A 19,056-nucleotide genomic window follows, 5' to 3' on the forward strand; every position below is an offset into this window, starting at 1 on the left:
TTTGTTCAGAAAATTGTTTAGTTTTGAACTCTATTAAAACTAAGCATGATCAAATTCAATTTCAACGCCAATGTGAATATTAAAAATAATGGAAGCAAGCTTGATAAAAAAGGGCTGAAAACGATTCTCATTGTATTTACAGTTTTTATACTGGTTTTCATTATTTCAGCAATCAGTATGACTTCTTTTGCTTTCAACAGCATCAATTCACTGGAACAGAGAATAGATGATTACAACAAACAGGCTGAGGCGATCCCAAAACTTCCGGTATTAAAATGCAAAATATATACGGATAATACAGTCACTGCTCCTTTATCAGGACAACAGTCTTCACTGTATCTTCTCCGTGTCGGTACTGTAAAATATAGTAAACGCCTTCGTAAAACGGATGAAAGCTTTGATTACAGTATGGTAATCGGCTATCCCAAGGGGACTCAAGTTTCCGTCAATGGCCAATTATATCCTATTGATTTTAAATTGTGTATCGTAGACAACCCGGATACAAGGAATATGCCCTACCTTTACGAAACGTTTGCTACAAGCCATAATACACCTGCCTTCCTGATAAATTATAAGCGTAATAATAATCAGAAAATTCCTGCATTGAAGAACACTCATCCCTGGATTGAATTCTTCATAGAACATAGCAGCCCAAACAACCTTATTTTGAATGAATATATCTTCAAAAATGGGGATTCTCTCTATATCAAAGGAAAAATCGAGAATAATAAAATTGTTCCGTTTGTGGAACATATGGTACAATAAAAAGGAACTGTATTTAAGCTGGAATAACAACATTTTTTATGACTGATCAACATTTATAATTTAAAAATATACAGTAAATTGCATATCTGTTTAAGAGGTATATTAATACTCACTTTTAACTAAAAAATTACAAACTAATATCATGATGAAAAAACTGAATATACTTGTATATTTTGCTTTTACAGCCGCCTTTTCCCAACAAAAAAAAGATGATTCACTCGTTATAAAAAAAATGATCATCGGCACCATCGAAAACAATGTGTCCGTCGGGGCAAAAATCAATGAGAAGTGCCAGATGGAAAGTATAGAACCCTTTACTCCTATCCATAAATACCTGGAAGGAATAGCCGTTGTTACAGATTATATTTTATGTAATAACGGAAACCCAAACATGTTTTTTGAGATTTATGATGGTGAAAAATTCAAATATGTACAGGATAAAGATATTAAATTCCCAGAAAATTCTGATCTGGAAAATCCCAAGCTTATCCTTTCAAAACGAAGTCCGGAAGAACGAAAATTTGTGCGGAGCAATGTTGAAACAATGATGGATTTTGTAAAAGATTTTGGTAATGAGGAAAAAGAACAAGAGCTTTCCAGCGCAGTAAAAGAAGCTTCAGATCCTATTTTCACGGCAAAAAAATATGAATTAGGAATTATAAGCTACTATCCTACCAATAATATTTCTGCTACAGGAGCCTCCTTTAAAATTCTAAATCTTTCGAAGAAAACAATAAAATACATTTGGTTTACTGTTGCCGGCAAAAACGCTGTAGAAGATCTGGTGAAGTCTGACGGATCTTTTTATAAAACGTTGAGAGGAATAGGACCTGTAGAACCCCACGCAGGAGGAAGCTGGTCTTTTGATTATGTCTGGCTTACGGATATTATTCAAACTTTAAAAATCTCCACCATTAAAATTCAATATATGGATGGTACTTTTAAAACGATAAAATACAATGAAGAAATGCATATTGGAGAGGCAGCTTTTGATCATTTCAACTCAGTCTTTGAGCAAAAAGAGCAATTTGAAAAAGAACGTAAAAAGTAAAAACAGAAATCAGAGTAATATCAGTTAAAAGTTATAAAGCGAATTCAACTCCGAGAAAAAATCAATTCTATTATGATTTAATTTTTATAAAGTATTAATTTTACATCAATCAATAAGTAAATAATGGGCTACATCAGAGAATATTATGAGCAAATTGTCAAACTCCAGGAATCGGAATGGGCATTTATAGCCGGACATTTTCACAGAAAGGTCTATGCTAAAAATGAAATCATTACCCAGCAGGGAAATACGGAGAACTTTTTATCTTTTATAGAATCCGGACTGGTAAGATTTTATATTCCGGATGATGAATACGGCTATACTTTCAGCTTCAGTTTTGAAAAAGAATTTACCTGCGCCTATGATTCTTTCCTTACACAGACTCCTTCTGAATATGAAATGCAGGCTCTGACGGAAACTGTAGTCTGGCAAATTTCTTATGATGATCTGCAAAGCATTTACAGTCATACCCATGTAGGAAATCATCTGGGTCGCTTTGCTTCTGAAAGACTATTTTTGGCAAAAAGTAAAAGGGAACTTTCTTTATTAAAGCTTACTGCCAAAGAACGTTATTTAAAATTATTCACAGAACAACCTGAAATCATCAGACGGATTCCCCTGAAATATATTGCTTCTTATATTGGAATTACGCCACAGGCTTTAAGCAGAATCCGCAGACAGATTAATTAACATAGGTTCATTGTATATCCCTCTCCTTCTGCGGAACTTTGCAGAAAAATAAGACAATGAATTTACCTATTATAGCTTACGGAAATCCAGTTTTAAAGCAAAAATGCTCAAAGATTCAAGAAAATGTTCCGGAGATCCAAAAACTCATTGATGATATGTGGGACAGCATGAAAAATGCCAACGGTTGTGGCCTCTCCTCTTCCCAGATCGGGAAACCTTTACAGCTTTTCATCGTCGACAGCCAGGTCATTTATGAAAACTTTGACATGGAAGACCAACTCCTGTACTTTGAGAAAAACGACAAGGGAATAAAGGAAACTTTTATCAATGCAAAGATCATCAATTCTTCTGAAGAAACGTGGGACGATGATGAGGGATGTCTAAGCATTCCGGGACTTTCTCAAAAAGTAACCAGACCTTGGGAAATTACCATTGAATATCTGAATCAGGATTTTATAAGACAAACAAAAACCTTTACCGGATTAACGGCAAGAATTATTCAACATGAGTATGATCACACCCGGGGCATTTTATATACTGACCGTCTGAAACCATTAACCAGAAAATTAATGGAATCTAAACTGAAGAAAATTGCCAATGGGAATATTGTAGCAAAATATCCGATGAAGTTTTAATTGTAAGGCACGTCAAGGTTTAAACTTTGGTATGCCTTATGGAGTCCACTTTAATTATTTAGGTTTATATAAATCTGATTATAAAAAATAATTGTTAATTTTACTCCTTACACCATCCATAATCCATGAAAAAAACATTCATTTTTCTACTCATAGCACTTCTGTTCATCTCTTGTGAAAAAGATTGTTACAACGCGCCACAACCCATCGTTTTTAAGTTTACCAATTCCAATAATGAAAATCTTATTACCAACGGGACCTTAACAACTTATTCTGTTCAGGATGAAAATAATGCTAATGTACAATTAACCCGAACCTCTGACGATATGGTTATTGTAGAAAATGTAGGGGCCTATAATGGAACAAAAAATTATAAATTTTATTCTAATATTAAAAACCTTAATTTTTCAATCCAATCCTCGGAATTTAAGGGAGGTTGTGATGGTTTTCAAATCAATAAATTAACGTTCACAGGTGTTGGAATCGATGTAACAGATGAAAAAGGCTATTACAAAATTGTCTTGCAATAAATCCTGACTTTGCTAAATTTGCATTGAAAACACTTTCTCTATGAAATTCATCATCGCATCTTTCCTGATCGCATCCAATCTGTTTTTTGCACAGATCACGGTTCCCGATGATTATAAAAAGATTCCGGATATTCTGGATAATGTAGATTATCTCTATCCATTTATCGTTCCTTCTAAAGATTATGCATACTGGAGGGTACTCAACAATGATAATGATTATGAAAAAGCAGTGATCTATGAAAGTCAGGCCCCGGATTTTATGACCATCAATGAGCCTGTTCCGGAAAGAGGTTTTTTCCAGAAATGTGTGGGCAACAATTGCTTTTCTTATATTCTTGCGTGTAAAAAAGACAGATCTGTTTATTTTTCGAACGAACAGCAGCTCAGAGATTTTATCGGGACTGTGGATAATCTTCCTGAAGCTATTCTGCTGGCTAAAACTTATGGATACTCAGTGGATACTAAAAATCGTTTTTCCGGAGCTTATAAAATGGATGACCGTCATATTTCTATGTATGTGATGCAGTCTAAAGGATGTCCGGCTGTGAAAGAGTCTTTTTGGGTTAAAATCAATAGAAAAACCGGAAAGCTTGAAGTGAAAAGTAATGGAGTTTATTCAAAAGATGAAAATTGTGTTACGTTATAGGTAGTTTTTATTATTGGAAGAGCGCTAAGACGCAAGTTTTTTAACTACATCATGCTTCAAGGCGCAAGGATTTTATCTGCGATAAAATTGAATACCGCTGATTTTTTTGCAACGAATGCACGAATTTTTTTTACTTTATTCATGCATTCGTGGTCATAAAAATTTTTCTGCTTATTATGGAATGGATTTGTGTTATCCGCTTCATCAGCAAGAGATAAAAAATTGCGCTTTAGATTTTAAAGTATCAAATATATCAATCGCTTTACGTTTTCATCAGATATTAATAGCACCCTGTCCGGAGGCAATCAGATAGGCTTCTTTCAAGGTTTCGGAATAGGTAGGATGCGCATAAGAGATCCTGAACATATCTTCAGCAGTCACTTCATATTCCTGGGCAATCACGCCTTGTGCAATCAGGTCGGCAGCTCTGGCTCCAATGATGTGGACCCCCAGTACTTCACCATATTTCGGATCCACTAAAACTTTAGCAAAACCATCCGTATCCATTGAGGCCCGGGCTCTGGCACTTGCAGAAAATGGAAATTTCCCCACACGGTAATCGATATTATTTTTCTTCAGATACTCTTCAGAATATCCTACAGATGCTACTTCCGGCCATGTATATACTACAGAAGGAATACGGTTGTAATGAATATGACGTTTCTGTCCGTTAATTGCTTCCGCAACAAAAACACCTTCTTCTTCAGCTTTATGAGCCAGCATTGCCCCTCCTATCACATCACCGATCGCGTAAATTTCCGGAACCGAGGTCTGATTATTTTCATTGACCTGAATATATCCACGGTTATCAAGCTGCACATCCGTATTTTCAAGACCAAGACCTTTTACATAAGGGCTTCTTCCAACTGCTACCAGAATATACTCCGCATCCAACTAACCTTCTGCTCCGTTCTTATCTTTAAAAAAGACCTTAGCGGATGTATCCGAAGTTTCTGTTCTGTAAACAGCATGGTTCAGGCGGATGTCAATTCCTTCTTTTTTCAGGATTTTCTGAAGGTTTTTTCCAAGATCGTGATCCATCGTAGCAATCAGATGATCCGCATATTCAAGAATCGTCACCTGAGTTCCTATCCGGCTGAAAACAGAGGCCATCTCCACTCCGATAACCCCGCCGCCGATGATCACCATCGATTGAGGTTTTTCCTGTAAAGACAAGGCTTCCGTAGAAGTAATGATTCTTTTTTTATCAATTTCCACTCCAGGGATTGTTGAAGGTTTTGATCCGGTTGCAATGATATAATGCTTTGCAGCTACCTGTATTGTTTCTTTTTCATTGACAACTTTCAATGTAGAGTTATTCACAAAAGATGCAGTTCCTTTCAGGCGGGTAATTGCATTTTTATTCATCAGAAACTCAAGTCCGCTTGTATTCTTTGCTACAACTTCAGATTTTCTTTTGTACATCTGGGAAAAATCAAGGCCAATGTGATCCAGTTGAATACCATGCTCCTTAAATTTATGATGCGCTTCAGCATAATGATGGGTACTATCCAGCAACGCTTTCGTCGGAATACACCCTACATTGGTACAGGTCCCTCCCAGCGTATCATATTTTTCTATGATGACTGTTTTATACCCCAGCTGAGCACTTCTTATCGCAGCTACATATCCGCCAGGTCCTGACCCGATTACGGCAATATCATAATGTTCCATTTGATTTATTAATTTTTTATGATTAAATTTACTTGCAAAACAAAAGCAAAATTAAATCAAACACTTTCATTTTGCAAGTATTATTTTAAATTTAACAAAATGAGTAAGAAAAGATCAGACTGCCCCATCAGTTGTTCTCTTGAAATGTGGGGAGATAAATGGTCACTGCTGATCATCCGTGATCTGATGCTGAAAAAAGAATGTACCTATGGAGATTTTCTGAAGGCTGATGAAAAGATCGCAACCAATATTCTGGCTTCAAAGCTGCAGAATTTAGTGGATCATGGAATCATTGACAAAAAAGATCACCCGGATAACAAACTGAAGATCATCTATTTTTTAACAGAAAAAGGAATCGACCTTATTCCTGTAATTGTTGAGATCAATCTTTGGGGAGACCGTTATCTGACCATTCCTGAGGATCGGAAGAAACTTTTAGAGGACATAAAAAAGAATAAGGAAGACTTTATAAAGAGGGCAAAAGCTTTTCTTTCAAAGAATATTCAATAGAGCACTAGGATTTTTCAATATCATTTAATTTATATATTAGCATCAAACCAAATAGTAAGAAAATGAAAAGAATCTTCTCGTATTTAGTTATTCTGTTATTTTTTATTTCGTGCAGTAAAGATTGCTATACGGCCCCCGAGCCCATTATTTTTGAGTTTATAAATACTGCTGGAGAAAATCTTATACAAAATGGAAGCCTTACCCAATTCGCTATTTCTGAAGACAATAACAGTAATATTACTCCAGGAGTGCAATTGACTAAAACAAACGACAATAAAATAATTTTAGAAAGAGTGGGCTCTTTTGACGGAACAAAAAATTATAAGTTCTACTCAACGATAAAATTTTTCAACTTTTCCATAGAATCCTCTAAAGCAACAGATGGTTGTGATGGCTACCAAATACGAGGGGTTGATTTTAAAAACATAACTGCTACCAAAGAAGGAAATTACTATAGAATTATTTTGGAATAAAATTATAAACAATAGTTTTCATGAAATGTAATCATAGCAATTTTAAAACTTCCTTAACTCAATTTTTCTTTTTCATTCCGTAAATTTGGATTAAAATAAATTTAGAATAATGCTTAATTTCGAGTTTAAAAATCCGACAAAAATACTTTTTGGGAAAGGCGAAATCGCTAAAATTTCCAACGAAATTCCTAAAGATGCCAAAATATTAATGATCTATGGTGGGGGAAGCATCAAAAGCAATGGGGTTTATGACCAGGTGAAAGAAGCCTTAAAGGATCATGACCTCCATGAATTTGGCGGCGTTCCTGCTAATCCTGAATATGAGGTTCTGATCAATGCTTTAAGTTTTATCAAAGAGAATAATATCACCTATCTTCTTGCTGTAGGAGGCGGATCAGTGATTGACGGGACAAAATTCCTTTCTGCTGCAGCCAACTATGATGGTGAGCCTTGGGATATTCTGAGAAAACAGGTAAGAACTTTTGAAGGGGAAGGAATGCCTTTCGGAAGTATTCTGACTCTTCCTGCTACGGGTTCTGAAATGAACTCCGGATATGTGATCTCAAGAAGGGAAACCAACGAAAAACTCTCTTCAGGAGGTCCTGGGCTTTTCCCTCAGTTTTCTGTTCTGGACCCTGAGGTGATCAGATCTATCCCAAAAAATCAGATTGTGAACGGAATTACTGATGCCTATACCCACGTATTGGAACAATATATGACCGCTCCTTCTTCTGCCGACCTTCAGGAAAGAATCGCTGAAAGTATCCTGATCAGTCTTCAGGAAACGGCTCCAAAGGTATTGGCCGATGATTTCAACTATGATGCTGCCGGAAACTTTATGTGGTGCTGTACCATGGCTCTGAACGGATTAATCCAGAAAGGAGTGATCACAGACTGGGCGGTACACGCTATGGGACATGAGTTAACTGCTTATTTCGGTATTGACCATGCAAGAACCCTTGCCATCATCGCTCCATCTCACTACCGTTATAATTTTGAAGACAAAAAAGGAAAACTGGCTCAGTATGCGGAAAGAGTCTGGGGAATCAAAGACGGAAGTGTAGAAGAAAAGGCAGAGCAGGGAATCAAAAAGCTAGAGGAATTCTTCCACAGCCTTCATGTCAAAACCAAACTTTCTGAATATACTGAAGAGTACAACGGAACTGCTGAAAGAGTAGAGAAAGCCTTTACAGAAAGAAACTGGATGGGACTTGGAGAATATAAAAAACTGACTCCGAAGGATGCCTATAAGATTGTAGAAATGAGCTACTAAGGTTCAAAGCCAAAATATTAAGAACTGAAATTCAAGCTTTTAAGTTTTGGCTAAAGCCAATGGAATAAGATATTTACAGAAAGCGGGCTAAAGCCCGCTTTTATTGATATTAGTATTGAGATAGGTATAGGTAAGAGAAGTTTAATGATCAATCTACAATCTGCAAATCACCCTTTATTTTTTTAATCATTCAGTCGTCAGGTCATTTAATCCATCTTATTTACAAACATTCGTTTAAAAAAAGAGTATTTCATTACATATATTTCAAATTTATTTATATTTTAGCATATTCTTAAATTTGTGAAAATGAAAAAACAGCTACTTTTATTTGCCTTTTCAGCCCTGGCAATTACTTCTTGTAAAGATAATCTTGAAGCTTACGACATGGAAGTCATGCAGGGTGATTGGAAGGAAGTTAAAAGAGAAATAATTTCCGGAAAAGATAATAAAGTGCTTTTTACTGAGACTTTAACAGGATGTGAAGCTAAAAATACGCTTTTCCTGAAAACAGACTATTATGTGAGTTATACTGCTTATACTGGAACAGGGACAACCTGTAATGTATCTGAAAAATCTGAAGGAAGATATACTTATGACGCAGGTTCAAAAGTGATAGGAATAAAACTCGGCCAGGAAGGATCTATCAACTATAAAATTGAGGTATTGACCAGCAAAGATTTGAAAATGTCTCAGCAATCCGGGCTTATAGATATGAACGGAGATAAAGTTCCGGACATCCCATATGTTACCTACAAAAGATAAATCTATCATAGAACTCCCGTTAACCGGGAGTTTTTTATTACTTTTATCCTCAATTTAAAACTGAATATAATGAAGAAGATTCTATCAGCATTTCTACTGCTGTTTTTTGCTATTGCCTTTACCCAGGAAAAGAAACCGATGTTCTGGCAGGACATCCAGGAGTTTAAAAAACAGGACCAACAAAATCCGCCTCCCAAAGATGCGATCTTATTTATCGGAAGTTCCACTTTTACCAAATGGACAGATATAGCCGATTATTTTCCTGATAAAAAGATCATCAACAGGGGTTTTGGAGGGTCAAGACTTACAGATCTCAATGATTTCTCAGAAGATCTTTTAGCTCCTTATCAGCCGAAGCAGATCATTATTTACTGCGGCGAAAACGATTTTGCAGACAATCATCAATTGAAAGCTCAGGTAGTAGTTGACAGGTACAAGGCTTTTTATCAAAAAATACGGAAAAAATTTCCTACTATTGAAGTGGATTACATTTCCATCAAATATTCTCCGAGCAGAGAAGTGATCTGGCCTCAGATGAAGGTTGCCAATAAAAAGATTGCTGCTTTTATGAAGAAAGAACCTCACGCGAAATTCATTGACGTTACAAAAGCAATGGAAGATTCCAACGGAAAGGTAAGAAAAGATATATTTGTAGAGGATATGCTTCACTTTAAACCGGAAGGCTATAAGATCTGGACCAAGGTGATCTATCCTTATCTGAAATAAACTATAACCATGATAAAAAAACGACTGACCATTGTATTCTCAATTTTCACCTGTACGCTGGCTTTTTCTCAGAAACAAGAAAATAAACTGCCTACCTCAAAACAGGTTTTAAAGGAACTTTCGGAGGGCTCCTGTAAATGTATTGACTCTATTGATTCTTACAACAAAGCCAAAGAAGCCGTCAATAAAGAAATCCATTCCTGTATTGATACAAAAGTGCTGCCTTATATGCTGAGTAAGGGTCTGAGCCAGGCGAGTGAGGATCTTGAAAAAGGAAAAACTAAAGGGAAAAAAGTGAATCTGACCCTGAATTCTAATCCTGAATCAGACGATTATAAAAGAGCATATTATGAGATTGAATCGTACCTGATGACCAATTGTAGCAGAGCCAGAGTACTCGCAACCGCTGCAGAAAGTAAGCAGGAGAAGATTTCAAATGATCCTGTAGCTCACGATTTTTATAACAAAGCAATACAGGCTTCGGAAAAGGAGAATTGGAATGAGGCGATTAAGAATTATAAATCTGCGGTGGAAAAAGATCCAAAATTCACCTATGCCTGGGACAATCTGGGGATCTGCTACAGAAGAACCGGAGATTATGACAAGGCGCTGGATGCTTACAGACATTCATTGGCTATTGACCCAAAAGGAAAGATGCCTTTACAAAATATAGCCATCACCTATGTCTATAAAAAGGAATATCAGAAAGCGATAGATGCTTATTCTGACTTCGATAAGGTACATCCCGGAGATCCGGAAGTATATTATGGAATCGGACAGATTTATTATGAATACCTGAAGGATAATGAAAAAGCGCTGGACTATATCTGCAAAGCTTATACGATCTATACAGCAGAAAAATCCCCTTACAGGTCAGATGCCGAAACGATTATAGGGTATATCTACAAAAAAATGAAGGATGAAAATAAACTTGACAAGTTTAAAGAAACGCTGAAAAACAATAAGCTCAACTTTGAGTAAAAATAAAAAACTCCCGAAAAATCGGGAGTTTTTTATTTTATTTCTTTCTCTTCGATTTAGAGATTGCTTTTTGCTGTGCTCTGTTGGCTCCGAACTTCTTAGGTGCCTTTCTTTTGGAAGGACCACCCCAGTTTTCTTTTGTATTCTTAGCTTTTTTCTCGTGGAAAGCTCCGCCCCCTTCATTCAGTTTTACCTGTACAGGGTTTTTCATTACAACCTGATCTTCTTCAGCAGCAATCTTTTTAGGATTGATCTTAACATCTTCAGGGAAATCATTGAACTTTAATTCTTTATTCATTAATAATTCAATATCAAGAATCAAAGGTTCTTCTTTTTTGGTAACGAAAGTAACTGCTTTTCCTTCTTTATCTGCTCTACCTGTTCTACCAATTCTGTGAATGTATTGTTCAGGAATATCCGGTGTTTCAAAGTTGATGACATGGGTAATATTTGAGATGTCAAGACCTCTTGCCATAACGTCAGTCGTAATCAAACCTCGGATCTCTTCGTTTTCAAAACGCTTCATCGCTTTAAGCCTGTAATTCTGAGACTTATTGGAGTGGATCACGTCAAACTGTTCAGGGAAAAGCTCATCAATTTTGGTAAACAGCAGGTCAGCATGTTTCTTATTATTATTAAAGATCAATACTTTAGACATATCTGTATCATTCTTCAATAAGTTCTCCAGTAAATTGATTTTTGTATTGAAGTTTTCAACTTTATAAGCCGTCTGCTCGATCTTTTCAAGTGGTGTACCTGATTTGGCCAATGAAATTTCCACCGGGTTGGCAAAATATTCATCCAGCATATCATCTACCGCTTCTGTCATGGTTGCAGAGAAAAGGATATTCTGTCTCTTCTCCCTCATCATTTCAAAGATGTGGGTAAGCTGTGGTCTGAAACCTAAGTTTAGCATCTCATCAAACTCATCAATGATCAGCTTCTGAACTTCTTTCAGAGAAATGGCATTATCAATAGAAAGGTCCATCACTCTTCCCGGAGTTCCTACCAAAATATCGCAACCGTCATTGAATAACAGTTTTTGAGTATTGATATTTTTTCCACCATATATTCCGATTACTCTTGCTGTAATATTTTCTGTAAGTTTCTCAAGAATTTCAGTCACCTGTACCACCAGTTCTCTTGTTGGAACAAGTACAACAACAGTTGGATTTCCTGTCTTGTTGTATTTCCATGTTTTCAGAACGGGTAAAAGATAAGCTAATGTTTTCCCGGTTCCGGTCTGTGCAATTCCCATTACATCTCTTCCGGAAAGGATAGGCTTCAGACTCTTCTCCTGAATAGGGGTAGGTTCGAATAATTCCAGATCCGCTAAAACATCAAGGATTTTAACCGGCAGGTCAAAATCTGCAAAAGTGAGTTTTTCCATTTTGCAAAGATAGGCATTAATATGTATAATGTAAAATCAGGTTTTAGAGGACAGATCTAAAGAGGTAACAAGTGAATAACTATTCCTCTGTATTACCAGCTTTGAACAGATTATGAATAATGAAAAACATTGAAACATTCTCACTCCCCAATACTATACTCTCAAACCCTAAAACGCTCCCACTCTCATACTTCCCACTACTTCCTCGTCACCCTCAGCAAAAGTATCAACACCAAAATAACAGAAAAGATAAAACCTAAAACAGCAACCAGAGAAAGTTCTCCTATTCTCGGTCCGGATTCGGAGGTGAAAACAATGGCCGTTGCTATGATATTGGCTCCGAGAATCATCGCTAAAATCAGGTTAACCACACTGGATTTGATCAGCTGGTTTGTTTTTTCAATATTTTTGATTTCACTGGATACGGTGAATTTATTTTCATCCAGTTTTTGCAGCACAGAACGGAGTTCTCTTGGAATTTCATCCACATTATCCGTGAAATTCATCATACGATCCATTCCCGTTTTCAGTAGATTTTTCGGACTGATCTTTTTAGTGAAGATTTTTTTGGTATAAGGATGAAGACTTTTCACAATATCCAGATCCGGATTGATATTTCTGCCAACTCCTTCTATCAGGCTTATTCCTTTGAACAAAAGATAGAAATAATCAGGCATATACAATCTGTTGTCCTTCAGAATATCCTTCATTTTATTGATCATCACCTGCACATTGATTTCCTGTAAAGACGAGCTGTGTACAAAATTCAGTATATCTTCCACATCATTCTCAAATCTTCTTTCGTCCGGAATCTCATAGCTTATCGCCATTTTTTTGAGATAACGGACAATCTTATGAGGATTTTTAGCTACAAAACTTACAATCAGGTTTTCAAGGATCTCTTTATCATTGGGTTGAATTTTTCCCACCGCACCAAAATCAATGAAAACGATTCTCCCGTCTTTTTTTACCAGGATATTTCCTGCATGCGGATCGGCATGGAAGAATCCATAATCTAAGATCTGAGAAACGAAGAGTCTCAATCCTGCTTCGGAAACTTTTACCGGGTCAATACCATTCTCAATGAGAGCTGATTTGTCGGTTACTTTTATTCCGTCAATAAACTCCATACAAAGAATATTGTTGTTGGAGAATTCTTCGTAGACTTTAGGAACGTAGGTTTCTTTATTATTTTTAAAATTGAGGCGGAACTGCTGAATGTTGTTTTTTTCATTGATCAATGATACTTCTTCCAGTAAAGACCTTTCGAAAGTAGAAATCGCCTGTTTTAGGTTCAGCTTCTCTCCTATTTCAGAATAGGTCGACAAAAGTTTTTCCAGATCCTTGATCAAAAGCAGGTCATCTTCAATCACAGACTGTACGTCCGGCTTTCTGAGCTTGAGGATGACAGGATTTCCGTCTTTTAAAACGGCCTTATACACCTGTGCAATGGAGGCTGTCGCTAGAGGTTCTTTCTGAATGTCCAGGAAATGCTCTTTCACAGAAATATTGAATTCATTCTCCAAGACATCTTCTACATCCATCTCTACAGTTTCCACTTTGTCCTGAAGTTTCTGCAGCTCCTGAATCAGTTCCGGTGGCAACAGATCCTCCCGGTTACTGAATGCCTGCCCAAGTTTTACAAAGGTAGGTCCCAACTCTTCCAAAGCCAGTCTTATTCTTTCATAAACAGTCCCTTTTGAAATGATCTCTTCTGAATTTCCCGAAGCTTCTTCCTGTTTATTTCCACCGTTCATTCTTGCCAGAAGGTCCTTAAATCCATATTTACTCAATACGGAAATCAGTCTGGCGGATCTTTTCAGTTTTCTTTGCTGCTTATCAAACATAGTCTATCAATAATAAGTGCAATTTACTCCAAAAAGCATTCCTATTTTTAATTATATTCGTAAACTTAAAACTATTACCACCTACCCATGAGAAAAATTCTACTTCTACTATTTTGCCTGATAAATTCCCTTCTCCTCTTCGCTCAAACCAACTATGATTTAGGTTATAAAGAATATGACAAAGAAAATTATCAAAAAGCCATCTCATATTTTGACAAAGCCATTAGTAAAAAACAAAATATTTTTGATGCTTACCTGTATAGGGGAATGTCCTATTTCTATTTGTATGACGGAAAAAAAGCTAAAGAAGATTTTGACAAAGTTCTCGCATTAGATCCAAAAAATTCTAAAGTGTATTCTTTTTACGGAAAATATTATGCATTAACGAATCAGTTTGATAAAGCTATAGAAAGTTATACGATTGCATTGGAAAGAACGCCCGATGATTATAGATTATATGGAGAGAGAGGTGCTGCAAAAGCTGAAGTGGGCCAATATATTGAAGCCCTTGAGGATGCCGATATATCAGTACAAAAACTTTCCAACCATTATAGAGGTTATCTGAACCGGGGCTACGTCAAAATGCGTATTGATAAATATGCTGATGCAGTTGAAGATTTCAATACTTCATTATCGATAAAAAAATCAGAAAAAGGTTATGAGCACAGAGGTACCGCCTATGCTTTATTAAGAAAATATGATGCTGCATTACAGGATTTCGAAAAGGCCCTGGAATACAATCCCAATAATCCTCTTGTCCTTTATTACCAGGGAGAAGTATTATTATCTTCAGGACAGAAAGAAAAAGCCTGTAAAAGTCTGTTGAAAAGTAAACAATTAGGAAATAAAGAGATTGATGATGTTATTTCTAAAGCCAAATGTACAGAGAGTGGAAATTAAAAACATTACCACAAAATCAATATTTTACAATAAAAAATTCAACCATAATAACAAAACACAATAACATATCGTATATTTTTCTATATTTACAGAGTACAAAACATTAAAACAAACAAAAATATTACAACATGAAAAATTTACGTAACAGCAAATTGTCAAGAGAACAATTAAAGAGTATTTCAGGAAGCGGAATTATCGGGATTGATATTCCAAACTGCTCCAATCAGTGCTGCCCTACTGACGGAAGACCAAGATGCCCTAGACTGATCTGTCCTGCGGTAGTATGTCCTCAGTACATATAATCTATTTCAATAAATTTTAGGTAAAAATAAAAACAGAGTGCTTTTGCATTCTGTTTTGTTATCTGATCTAAATCAATCATTTTTAGGTAGCTGTTTTTTTTTTATGATAATAAATGAAATAGAATACCGTTTTTACTATACACTAAACTCATCAAAAAATATTCAACATGAAAAATTTACGTAACAACAAACTATCAAGAGAACAATTAAAAAAAGTTTCAGGAAGCGGCCCTATCATTGGCTGTACTTATGAATGCTGTCCAAAAGACGGAAGACCTCTGTGCCCGGGCTATTACTGTCCTGATGTGCTATGTCCGCAGTATATGTAGAAAACAACAACATATTATTATTAAAATAAAAGAGCAGAAACCAATCTGCTCTTTTATTTTTTACGAAAACGGCTATTATTTGAGATAGGTATCATAAAGATCTTTTCTGCGGTCTTTCATCACCTGAACAGACCCATTATGATGAAGGTCTTTCAGCAGGTTCAGATCTACATCCACGATAAGGGTCATTTCTGTATTGGGAGTGGCTTCTCCTTTTACAGCATTGGATGGGAAGGCAAAATCTGATGGAGTAAATACGGCCGCCTGACCAAACTGAATGTCCATATTATTCACTTTCGGAAGGTTACCTACACAGCCGGCAATCGCTACATAACATTCATTTTCTATAGCTCTTGCAGCGGCACAGTGACGTACTCTCATGTAAGCATTCTGGGTATCTGTAAGGTAAGGAACAAATAATATTTTCATGCCCTGATCAGCCAGGATTCTTGGCAGTTCCGGGAATTCTACGTCATAGCAGATTACAAGTCCTATTTTACCGCAGTCGGTATCGAAAACTTTGATTTCGTTGCCGCCTTTCATTCCATAATATCGTTTTTCATTCGGGGTGATATGGATCTTTCTGTATTCATCCATACGGCCATCACGGTGAAGAAGGTAGCTCACATTATACAGCTCATTATTTTCGAAAACAGGCATACTTCCTGAGATAATATTCACATTATAACTAATGGCCAGTTCTGAAATCCTGTCTCTGATCTGCTCTGTAAGTTTTGCGAGTTCGATCATACTGTCCCTTTCTGAAAGGCTATTGAAAGGCGCCAGTAAAGGGGTATTGAAAAGTTCAGGGAAGAGTACAAAGTCTGATTTGTAATCTCCCATTACATTCACAAAAAACTCCACCTGCTCATAAAAGGCATCTATATCCTTGAAGTGTCTCATCTGCCATTGTACCAATCCCAGACGGATAATGCTATCCTGCATGGTATTCGGTTTTCTGCTATAATAGATGTTGTTCCATTGTAAAAGAACCGCATTTTCTCTGGACGCTTCATCTTCGGGAAGGTATTTTTTCAGGATTCTGATCGGCAGAAAGTTGTTGGAAAGCTGAAAAGATAATACCGGGTCATAAATTTCTTTATCCCTCACCTTTCGGATATAGTCTCTGGCAGAAAGTTCGTGACTGTATTTGTGGTAATTCGGGATTCTGCCCCCCAAAACGATTGATTTTAGGTTTAATAATTCACACAATTCTTTTCTGGCATCATATAATCTCCTTCCCAGGCGTAATTCCCGGAATTCCGGGTCTACAAAAACTTCAATCCCATATAAGACATTTCCTGTTGAAGAATGGGTATTAAAGGTATAATTTCCTGTAATATCGCTATAGGTATGATCGTCTCCAAATTCTTCGTAATTGACAATAATGGAAAGTGCTACTGCCGCCAGTTTCCCATCTACCGTAATACAGATCTGCCCGTTAGGAAACATTTTTGTCAGCTTTTCAATACTTTTTTTAGACCATATGGATTCTGACATTTGGGGATAGGCTCTTTTCATGGTTTGTGCCAGCTCATCATAATCCTGAACAGTCAGTGGTCTTGTTTCTATTTGCATTTGATGTAATTTTACTTAAATTTAGTGAAAATTTGTTTTAACAGGTTATTTACTATGCAAAACATTAACCAAAATATCGATTGGAAATGGCAATAATTTTTCTGAACCAAAGTAAATGCCCTATTTGCAAAAAAACTTTAGATAAAGGACAGGCTATTGTTTTATTCCCTCCTTTCACTTCGGACAAGAATCATCAGTTTTACCTATTCAATGATGAAGGTGTTCACCGTTCCTGTTTGCAGAAAACAGAACTTGGAATAGAAGCCTTAAAATTTTTAGAAACAAAATTTCCGATATAAACAAAAAAATCCCACCCAAAATGGACAGGATTTATATTAAAAAATTCAAGTCAGAAATTATTCCCACTCAATGGTTGCAGGTGGTTTGCTTGAAATATCGTAAGCTACTCTGTTGATTCCTCTTACTTCGTTGATGATTCTGCTGGAAACAGTATCAAGGAACTCGTAAGGAAGTCGGCTCCACGTTGCTGTCATAAAGTCGATGGTGTTGGCAGAACGAACTACTGCTGTGTATTCATACGTTCTTTCGTCACCCATTACTCCTACAGATTTTACCGGAAGTAATACTACAAACGCCTGAGATACTTTCTCGTAAAGGTCATTTTTGTATAATTCCTCAATGAAAATATCATCAGCCTCCTGAAGGATTCTTACTTTTTCAGCATCTACAGCTCCCAATACTCTGATTCCTAATCCAGGACCTGGGAAAGGGTGTCTGTATACCAAATGGTGAGGAATTCCTAATTCTTCTCCCACTCTTCTTACTTCGTCCTTGAAAAGCTCTCTTAATGGCTCTAATAATTCGAATTCCATATCTTCAGGAAGTCCGCCTACGTTGTGGTGAGACTTGATTACTGCTGATGGTCCGTTTACAGACTGGCTTTCGATAACGTCAGGATAAATGGTACCCTGAGCAAGGAATTTAGCGCCTTCAATTTTATGAGATTCTTCATCAAATACGTGGATAAATTCGTTTCCGATGATTTTTCTTTTTGCTTCAGGATCGTCTACTCCGGCTAATTTTGAAAGGAATCTTTCCTGAGCATCCACCATTTTGATGTTCATATGGAAATGCTCTCCATACTGATCCATTACTTTTTTGCCTTCATCTTTTCTCAATAGTCCTGTATCTACGAAGATACATGTCAACTGATCACCGATTGCCTTATGGATCAAAACAGCCGCTACAGAAGAGTCTACCCCTCCTGAAAGACCAAGGATCACTTTGTTGTCTCCTACTTTCTCACGGATCTCTTCAACTGTTTTTTCAATATAGTTCGTCAGTTTCCAGTTTTTCTCTGAGTTACAGATTCCGAATACGAAGTTTTCAAGCATTTTCGCTCCTTCTTCAGTATGAGAAACTTCCGGGTGGAACTGAACGCAGAAGATTTTTTTATCTTCATTGGAAATAGAAGCGATCACTCCTGATTTGGCATTCAATTCAAAACCTTCAGGCAATTCTCCTACTTCGTCAAAGTGGCTCATCCAAACTACAGAGTTTTGGGTAACCCCTTTTAATAAAGAGCTCTCTTTAACGATTTCAAGATTTGCTTTACCATACTCTCCTTTTTCTCCTTTGTTTACCTTTCCTCCTAAAAGGTGAGCCGTCATCTGCATTCCATAGCAAATTCCCAATACGGGAACTCCCTGCTCATATAATGCTTTTTCTACCAGGTGGGCATTTTCAGCATTTACAGAACTTGGGCCTCCGGAAAGAATGATTCCCTTTGGCTGTTTTGCTAAAATATCTTGTAATGGTGTATTGTAAGGCAAGATTTCAGAGTACACACCCATCTCACGGATTCTTCTTCCGATAAGCTGGTTGTACTGGGATCCGAAATCTAAAATAATAATACCGTTGTTCATTGTTGATAATTGATTTGTTTGAAAGAGGTCAGATTTCAGACAGCAGATTTCAGATTGTGGTCTGAAGTCTGGAATCTAGCATCTGAACTCTTAATTCTAATATTAACT

General features: G+C 36.6%; 20 protein-coding genes and 1 pseudogene. 16 read left to right on the top strand and 5 right to left on the bottom strand.

Annotation, left to right across the window (positions count from 1 at the left end):
- The first annotated feature begins 45 nt into the window (after positions 1-45).
- From AC106K_RS01115 to AC106K_RS01140, 6 genes are all read left to right on the top strand, one after another.
- Entirely contained in the window at positions 46-765 is a 720-nt protein-coding gene (locus AC106K_RS01115) for a hypothetical protein (protein ID WP_482442971.1), read from the top strand.
- Between the two features lie 142 nt (positions 766-907).
- Positions 908-1,816, top strand: a complete 909-nt coding sequence (locus AC106K_RS01120) for a hypothetical protein (RefSeq protein ID WP_482442972.1) — start codon at positions 908-910, stop codon at positions 1,814-1,816.
- Between the two features lie 123 nt (positions 1,817-1,939).
- Positions 1,940-2,506, top strand: a complete 567-nt coding sequence (locus tag AC106K_RS01125; RefSeq protein WP_482442973.1) for a Crp/Fnr family transcriptional regulator — start codon at positions 1,940-1,942, stop codon at positions 2,504-2,506.
- A 56-nt stretch (positions 2,507-2,562) separates the two neighbouring features.
- A complete protein-coding gene (gene def / locus AC106K_RS01130; protein ID WP_482442974.1) occupies positions 2,563-3,141 on the top strand; it encodes a peptide deformylase in 579 nt (192 codons plus the stop codon).
- A 125-nt stretch (positions 3,142-3,266) separates the two neighbouring features.
- A complete protein-coding gene (locus AC106K_RS01135; RefSeq protein ID WP_482442975.1) occupies positions 3,267-3,671 on the top strand; it encodes a hypothetical protein in 405 nt (134 codons plus the stop codon).
- Between the two features lie 40 nt (positions 3,672-3,711).
- The gene (locus AC106K_RS01140; RefSeq protein WP_482442976.1) at positions 3,712-4,317 is read left to right on the top strand and encodes a hypothetical protein; all 606 of its coding nucleotides are present in this window, start codon (positions 3,712-3,714) and stop codon (positions 4,315-4,317) included.
- A 273-nt stretch (positions 4,318-4,590) separates the two neighbouring features.
- Here the strand turns inward: AC106K_RS01140 and lpdA are convergent.
- Positions 4,591-5,991, bottom strand: a pseudogene (gene lpdA / locus AC106K_RS01145) (dihydrolipoyl dehydrogenase).
- Positions 5,992-6,090: 99 nt separating this feature from the next.
- On the opposite strand from lpdA, the gene AC106K_RS01150 reads away from it, so the two are divergent.
- The 6 genes from AC106K_RS01150 to AC106K_RS01175 all read left to right on the top strand — a co-directional run bounded on the left by AC106K_RS01150 (position 6,091) and on the right by AC106K_RS01175 (position 10,716).
- Positions 6,091-6,501, top strand: coding sequence for a winged helix-turn-helix transcriptional regulator (locus AC106K_RS01150; protein ID WP_482442977.1), 411 nt, complete (start codon positions 6,091-6,093; stop codon positions 6,499-6,501).
- Positions 6,502-6,563: 62 nt separating this feature from the next.
- On the top strand, positions 6,564-6,974 hold the full coding sequence (locus tag AC106K_RS01155) for a hypothetical protein (protein WP_482442978.1): 411 nt from the start codon (positions 6,564-6,566) through the stop codon (positions 6,972-6,974).
- Positions 6,975-7,083: 109 nt separating this feature from the next.
- Positions 7,084-8,247: an iron-containing alcohol dehydrogenase gene (locus tag AC106K_RS01160; protein WP_482442979.1), complete on the top strand. Its 1,164-nt coding sequence runs from the start codon at positions 7,084-7,086 to the stop codon at positions 8,245-8,247.
- A gap of 306 nt (positions 8,248-8,553) precedes the next feature.
- The gene (locus tag AC106K_RS01165) at positions 8,554-9,009 is read left to right on the top strand and encodes a lipocalin-like domain-containing protein (protein ID WP_047094976.1); all 456 of its coding nucleotides are present in this window, start codon (positions 8,554-8,556) and stop codon (positions 9,007-9,009) included.
- A gap of 69 nt (positions 9,010-9,078) precedes the next feature.
- Positions 9,079-9,735, top strand: a complete 657-nt coding sequence (locus AC106K_RS01170; protein ID WP_482442981.1) for a GDSL-type esterase/lipase family protein — start codon at positions 9,079-9,081, stop codon at positions 9,733-9,735.
- 9 nt (positions 9,736-9,744) lie between these two features.
- Positions 9,745-10,716, top strand: coding sequence for a tetratricopeptide repeat protein (locus tag AC106K_RS01175; protein ID WP_482442983.1), 972 nt, complete (start codon positions 9,745-9,747; stop codon positions 10,714-10,716).
- Positions 10,717-10,753: 37 nt separating this feature from the next.
- Here AC106K_RS01175 and AC106K_RS01180 read toward each other — a convergent pair whose 3' ends face one another.
- Positions 10,754-12,106, bottom strand: a complete 1,353-nt coding sequence (locus AC106K_RS01180) for a DEAD/DEAH box helicase (protein ID WP_482442985.1) — start codon at positions 12,104-12,106, stop codon at positions 10,754-10,756.
- A 197-nt stretch (positions 12,107-12,303) separates the two neighbouring features.
- On the bottom strand, positions 12,304-13,953 hold the full coding sequence (locus AC106K_RS01185) for an ABC1 kinase family protein (protein ID WP_482442986.1): 1,650 nt from the start codon (positions 13,951-13,953) through the stop codon (positions 12,304-12,306).
- 87 nt (positions 13,954-14,040) lie between these two features.
- Here AC106K_RS01185 and AC106K_RS01190 point away from each other — a divergent pair, with 87 nt between their 5' ends.
- The 3 genes from AC106K_RS01190 to AC106K_RS01200 all read left to right on the top strand — a co-directional run bounded on the left by AC106K_RS01190 (position 14,041) and on the right by AC106K_RS01200 (position 15,484).
- A complete protein-coding gene (locus tag AC106K_RS01190; RefSeq protein ID WP_482442988.1) occupies positions 14,041-14,853 on the top strand; it encodes a tetratricopeptide repeat protein in 813 nt (270 codons plus the stop codon).
- Positions 14,854-14,981: 128 nt separating this feature from the next.
- On the top strand, positions 14,982-15,155 hold the full coding sequence (locus tag AC106K_RS01195; RefSeq protein WP_482442990.1) for a hypothetical protein: 174 nt from the start codon (positions 14,982-14,984) through the stop codon (positions 15,153-15,155).
- Positions 15,156-15,322: 167 nt separating this feature from the next.
- Positions 15,323-15,484 (top strand): hypothetical protein, encoded by a 162-nt coding sequence (locus tag AC106K_RS01200; RefSeq protein ID WP_482442991.1) that lies wholly within the window; start codon positions 15,323-15,325, stop codon positions 15,482-15,484.
- Positions 15,485-15,559: 75 nt separating this feature from the next.
- Here the strand turns inward: AC106K_RS01200 and AC106K_RS01205 are convergent, their stop codons facing one another.
- Entirely contained in the window at positions 15,560-17,062 is a 1,503-nt protein-coding gene (locus AC106K_RS01205; RefSeq protein ID WP_482442993.1) for a nitrilase-related carbon-nitrogen hydrolase, read from the bottom strand.
- Positions 17,063-17,148: 86 nt separating this feature from the next.
- On the opposite strand from AC106K_RS01205, the gene AC106K_RS01210 reads away from it, so the two are divergent.
- Positions 17,149-17,361: a hypothetical protein gene (locus AC106K_RS01210; protein WP_482442994.1), complete on the top strand. Its 213-nt coding sequence runs from the start codon at positions 17,149-17,151 to the stop codon at positions 17,359-17,361.
- 57 nt (positions 17,362-17,418) lie between these two features.
- Here AC106K_RS01210 and guaA read toward each other — a convergent pair whose 3' ends face one another.
- Positions 17,419-18,948 (bottom strand): glutamine-hydrolyzing GMP synthase, encoded by a 1,530-nt coding sequence (gene guaA / locus AC106K_RS01215; protein ID WP_482442995.1) that lies wholly within the window; start codon positions 18,946-18,948, stop codon positions 17,419-17,421.
- Positions 18,949-19,056: the final 108 nt, after the last annotated feature.

The organism is Chryseobacterium sp. FR048 (assembly GCF_056844665.1).

Bases quoted from the DNA above. Each gene is read 5' to 3' on its own strand.
- AC106K_RS01205 (WP_482442993.1), bottom strand. From the start codon at position 17,062: ATGCAAATAGAAACAAGACCACTGACTGTTCAGGATTATGATGAGCTG.
- AC106K_RS01180 (WP_482442985.1), bottom strand. From the start codon at position 12,106: ATGGAAAAACTCACTTTTGCAGATTTTGACCTGCCGGTTAAAATCCTT.
- AC106K_RS01160 (WP_482442979.1), top strand. From the start codon at position 7,084: ATGCTTAATTTCGAGTTTAAAAATCCGACAAAAATACTTTTTGGGAAA.
- AC106K_RS01135 (WP_482442975.1), top strand. From the start codon at position 3,267: ATGAAAAAAACATTCATTTTTCTACTCATAGCACTTCTGTTCATCTCT.
- AC106K_RS01115 (WP_482442971.1), top strand. From the start codon at position 46: ATGATCAAATTCAATTTCAACGCCAATGTGAATATTAAAAATAATGGA.
- def (WP_482442974.1), top strand. From the start codon at position 2,563: ATGAATTTACCTATTATAGCTTACGGAAATCCAGTTTTAAAGCAAAAA.
- AC106K_RS01120 (WP_482442972.1), top strand. From the start codon at position 908: ATGATGAAAAAACTGAATATACTTGTATATTTTGCTTTTACAGCCGCC.
- AC106K_RS01155 (WP_482442978.1), top strand. From the start codon at position 6,564: ATGAAAAGAATCTTCTCGTATTTAGTTATTCTGTTATTTTTTATTTCG.
- AC106K_RS01125 (WP_482442973.1), top strand. From the start codon at position 1,940: ATGGGCTACATCAGAGAATATTATGAGCAAATTGTCAAACTCCAGGAA.
- AC106K_RS01190 (WP_482442988.1), top strand. From the start codon at position 14,041: ATGAGAAAAATTCTACTTCTACTATTTTGCCTGATAAATTCCCTTCTC.
- AC106K_RS01185 (WP_482442986.1), bottom strand. From the start codon at position 13,953: ATGTTTGATAAGCAGCAAAGAAAACTGAAAAGATCCGCCAGACTGATT.
- guaA (WP_482442995.1), bottom strand. From the start codon at position 18,948: ATGAACAACGGTATTATTATTTTAGATTTCGGATCCCAGTACAACCAG.
- AC106K_RS01200 (WP_482442991.1), top strand. From the start codon at position 15,323: ATGAAAAATTTACGTAACAACAAACTATCAAGAGAACAATTAAAAAAA.
- AC106K_RS01170 (WP_482442981.1), top strand. From the start codon at position 9,079: ATGAAGAAGATTCTATCAGCATTTCTACTGCTGTTTTTTGCTATTGCC.
- AC106K_RS01165 (WP_047094976.1), top strand. From the start codon at position 8,554: ATGAAAAAACAGCTACTTTTATTTGCCTTTTCAGCCCTGGCAATTACT.
- AC106K_RS01195 (WP_482442990.1), top strand. From the start codon at position 14,982: ATGAAAAATTTACGTAACAGCAAATTGTCAAGAGAACAATTAAAGAGT.
- AC106K_RS01175 (WP_482442983.1), top strand. From the start codon at position 9,745: ATGATAAAAAAACGACTGACCATTGTATTCTCAATTTTCACCTGTACG.
- AC106K_RS01140 (WP_482442976.1), top strand. From the start codon at position 3,712: ATGAAATTCATCATCGCATCTTTCCTGATCGCATCCAATCTGTTTTTT.
- AC106K_RS01150 (WP_482442977.1), top strand. From the start codon at position 6,091: ATGAGTAAGAAAAGATCAGACTGCCCCATCAGTTGTTCTCTTGAAATG.
- AC106K_RS01210 (WP_482442994.1), top strand. From the start codon at position 17,149: ATGGCAATAATTTTTCTGAACCAAAGTAAATGCCCTATTTGCAAAAAA.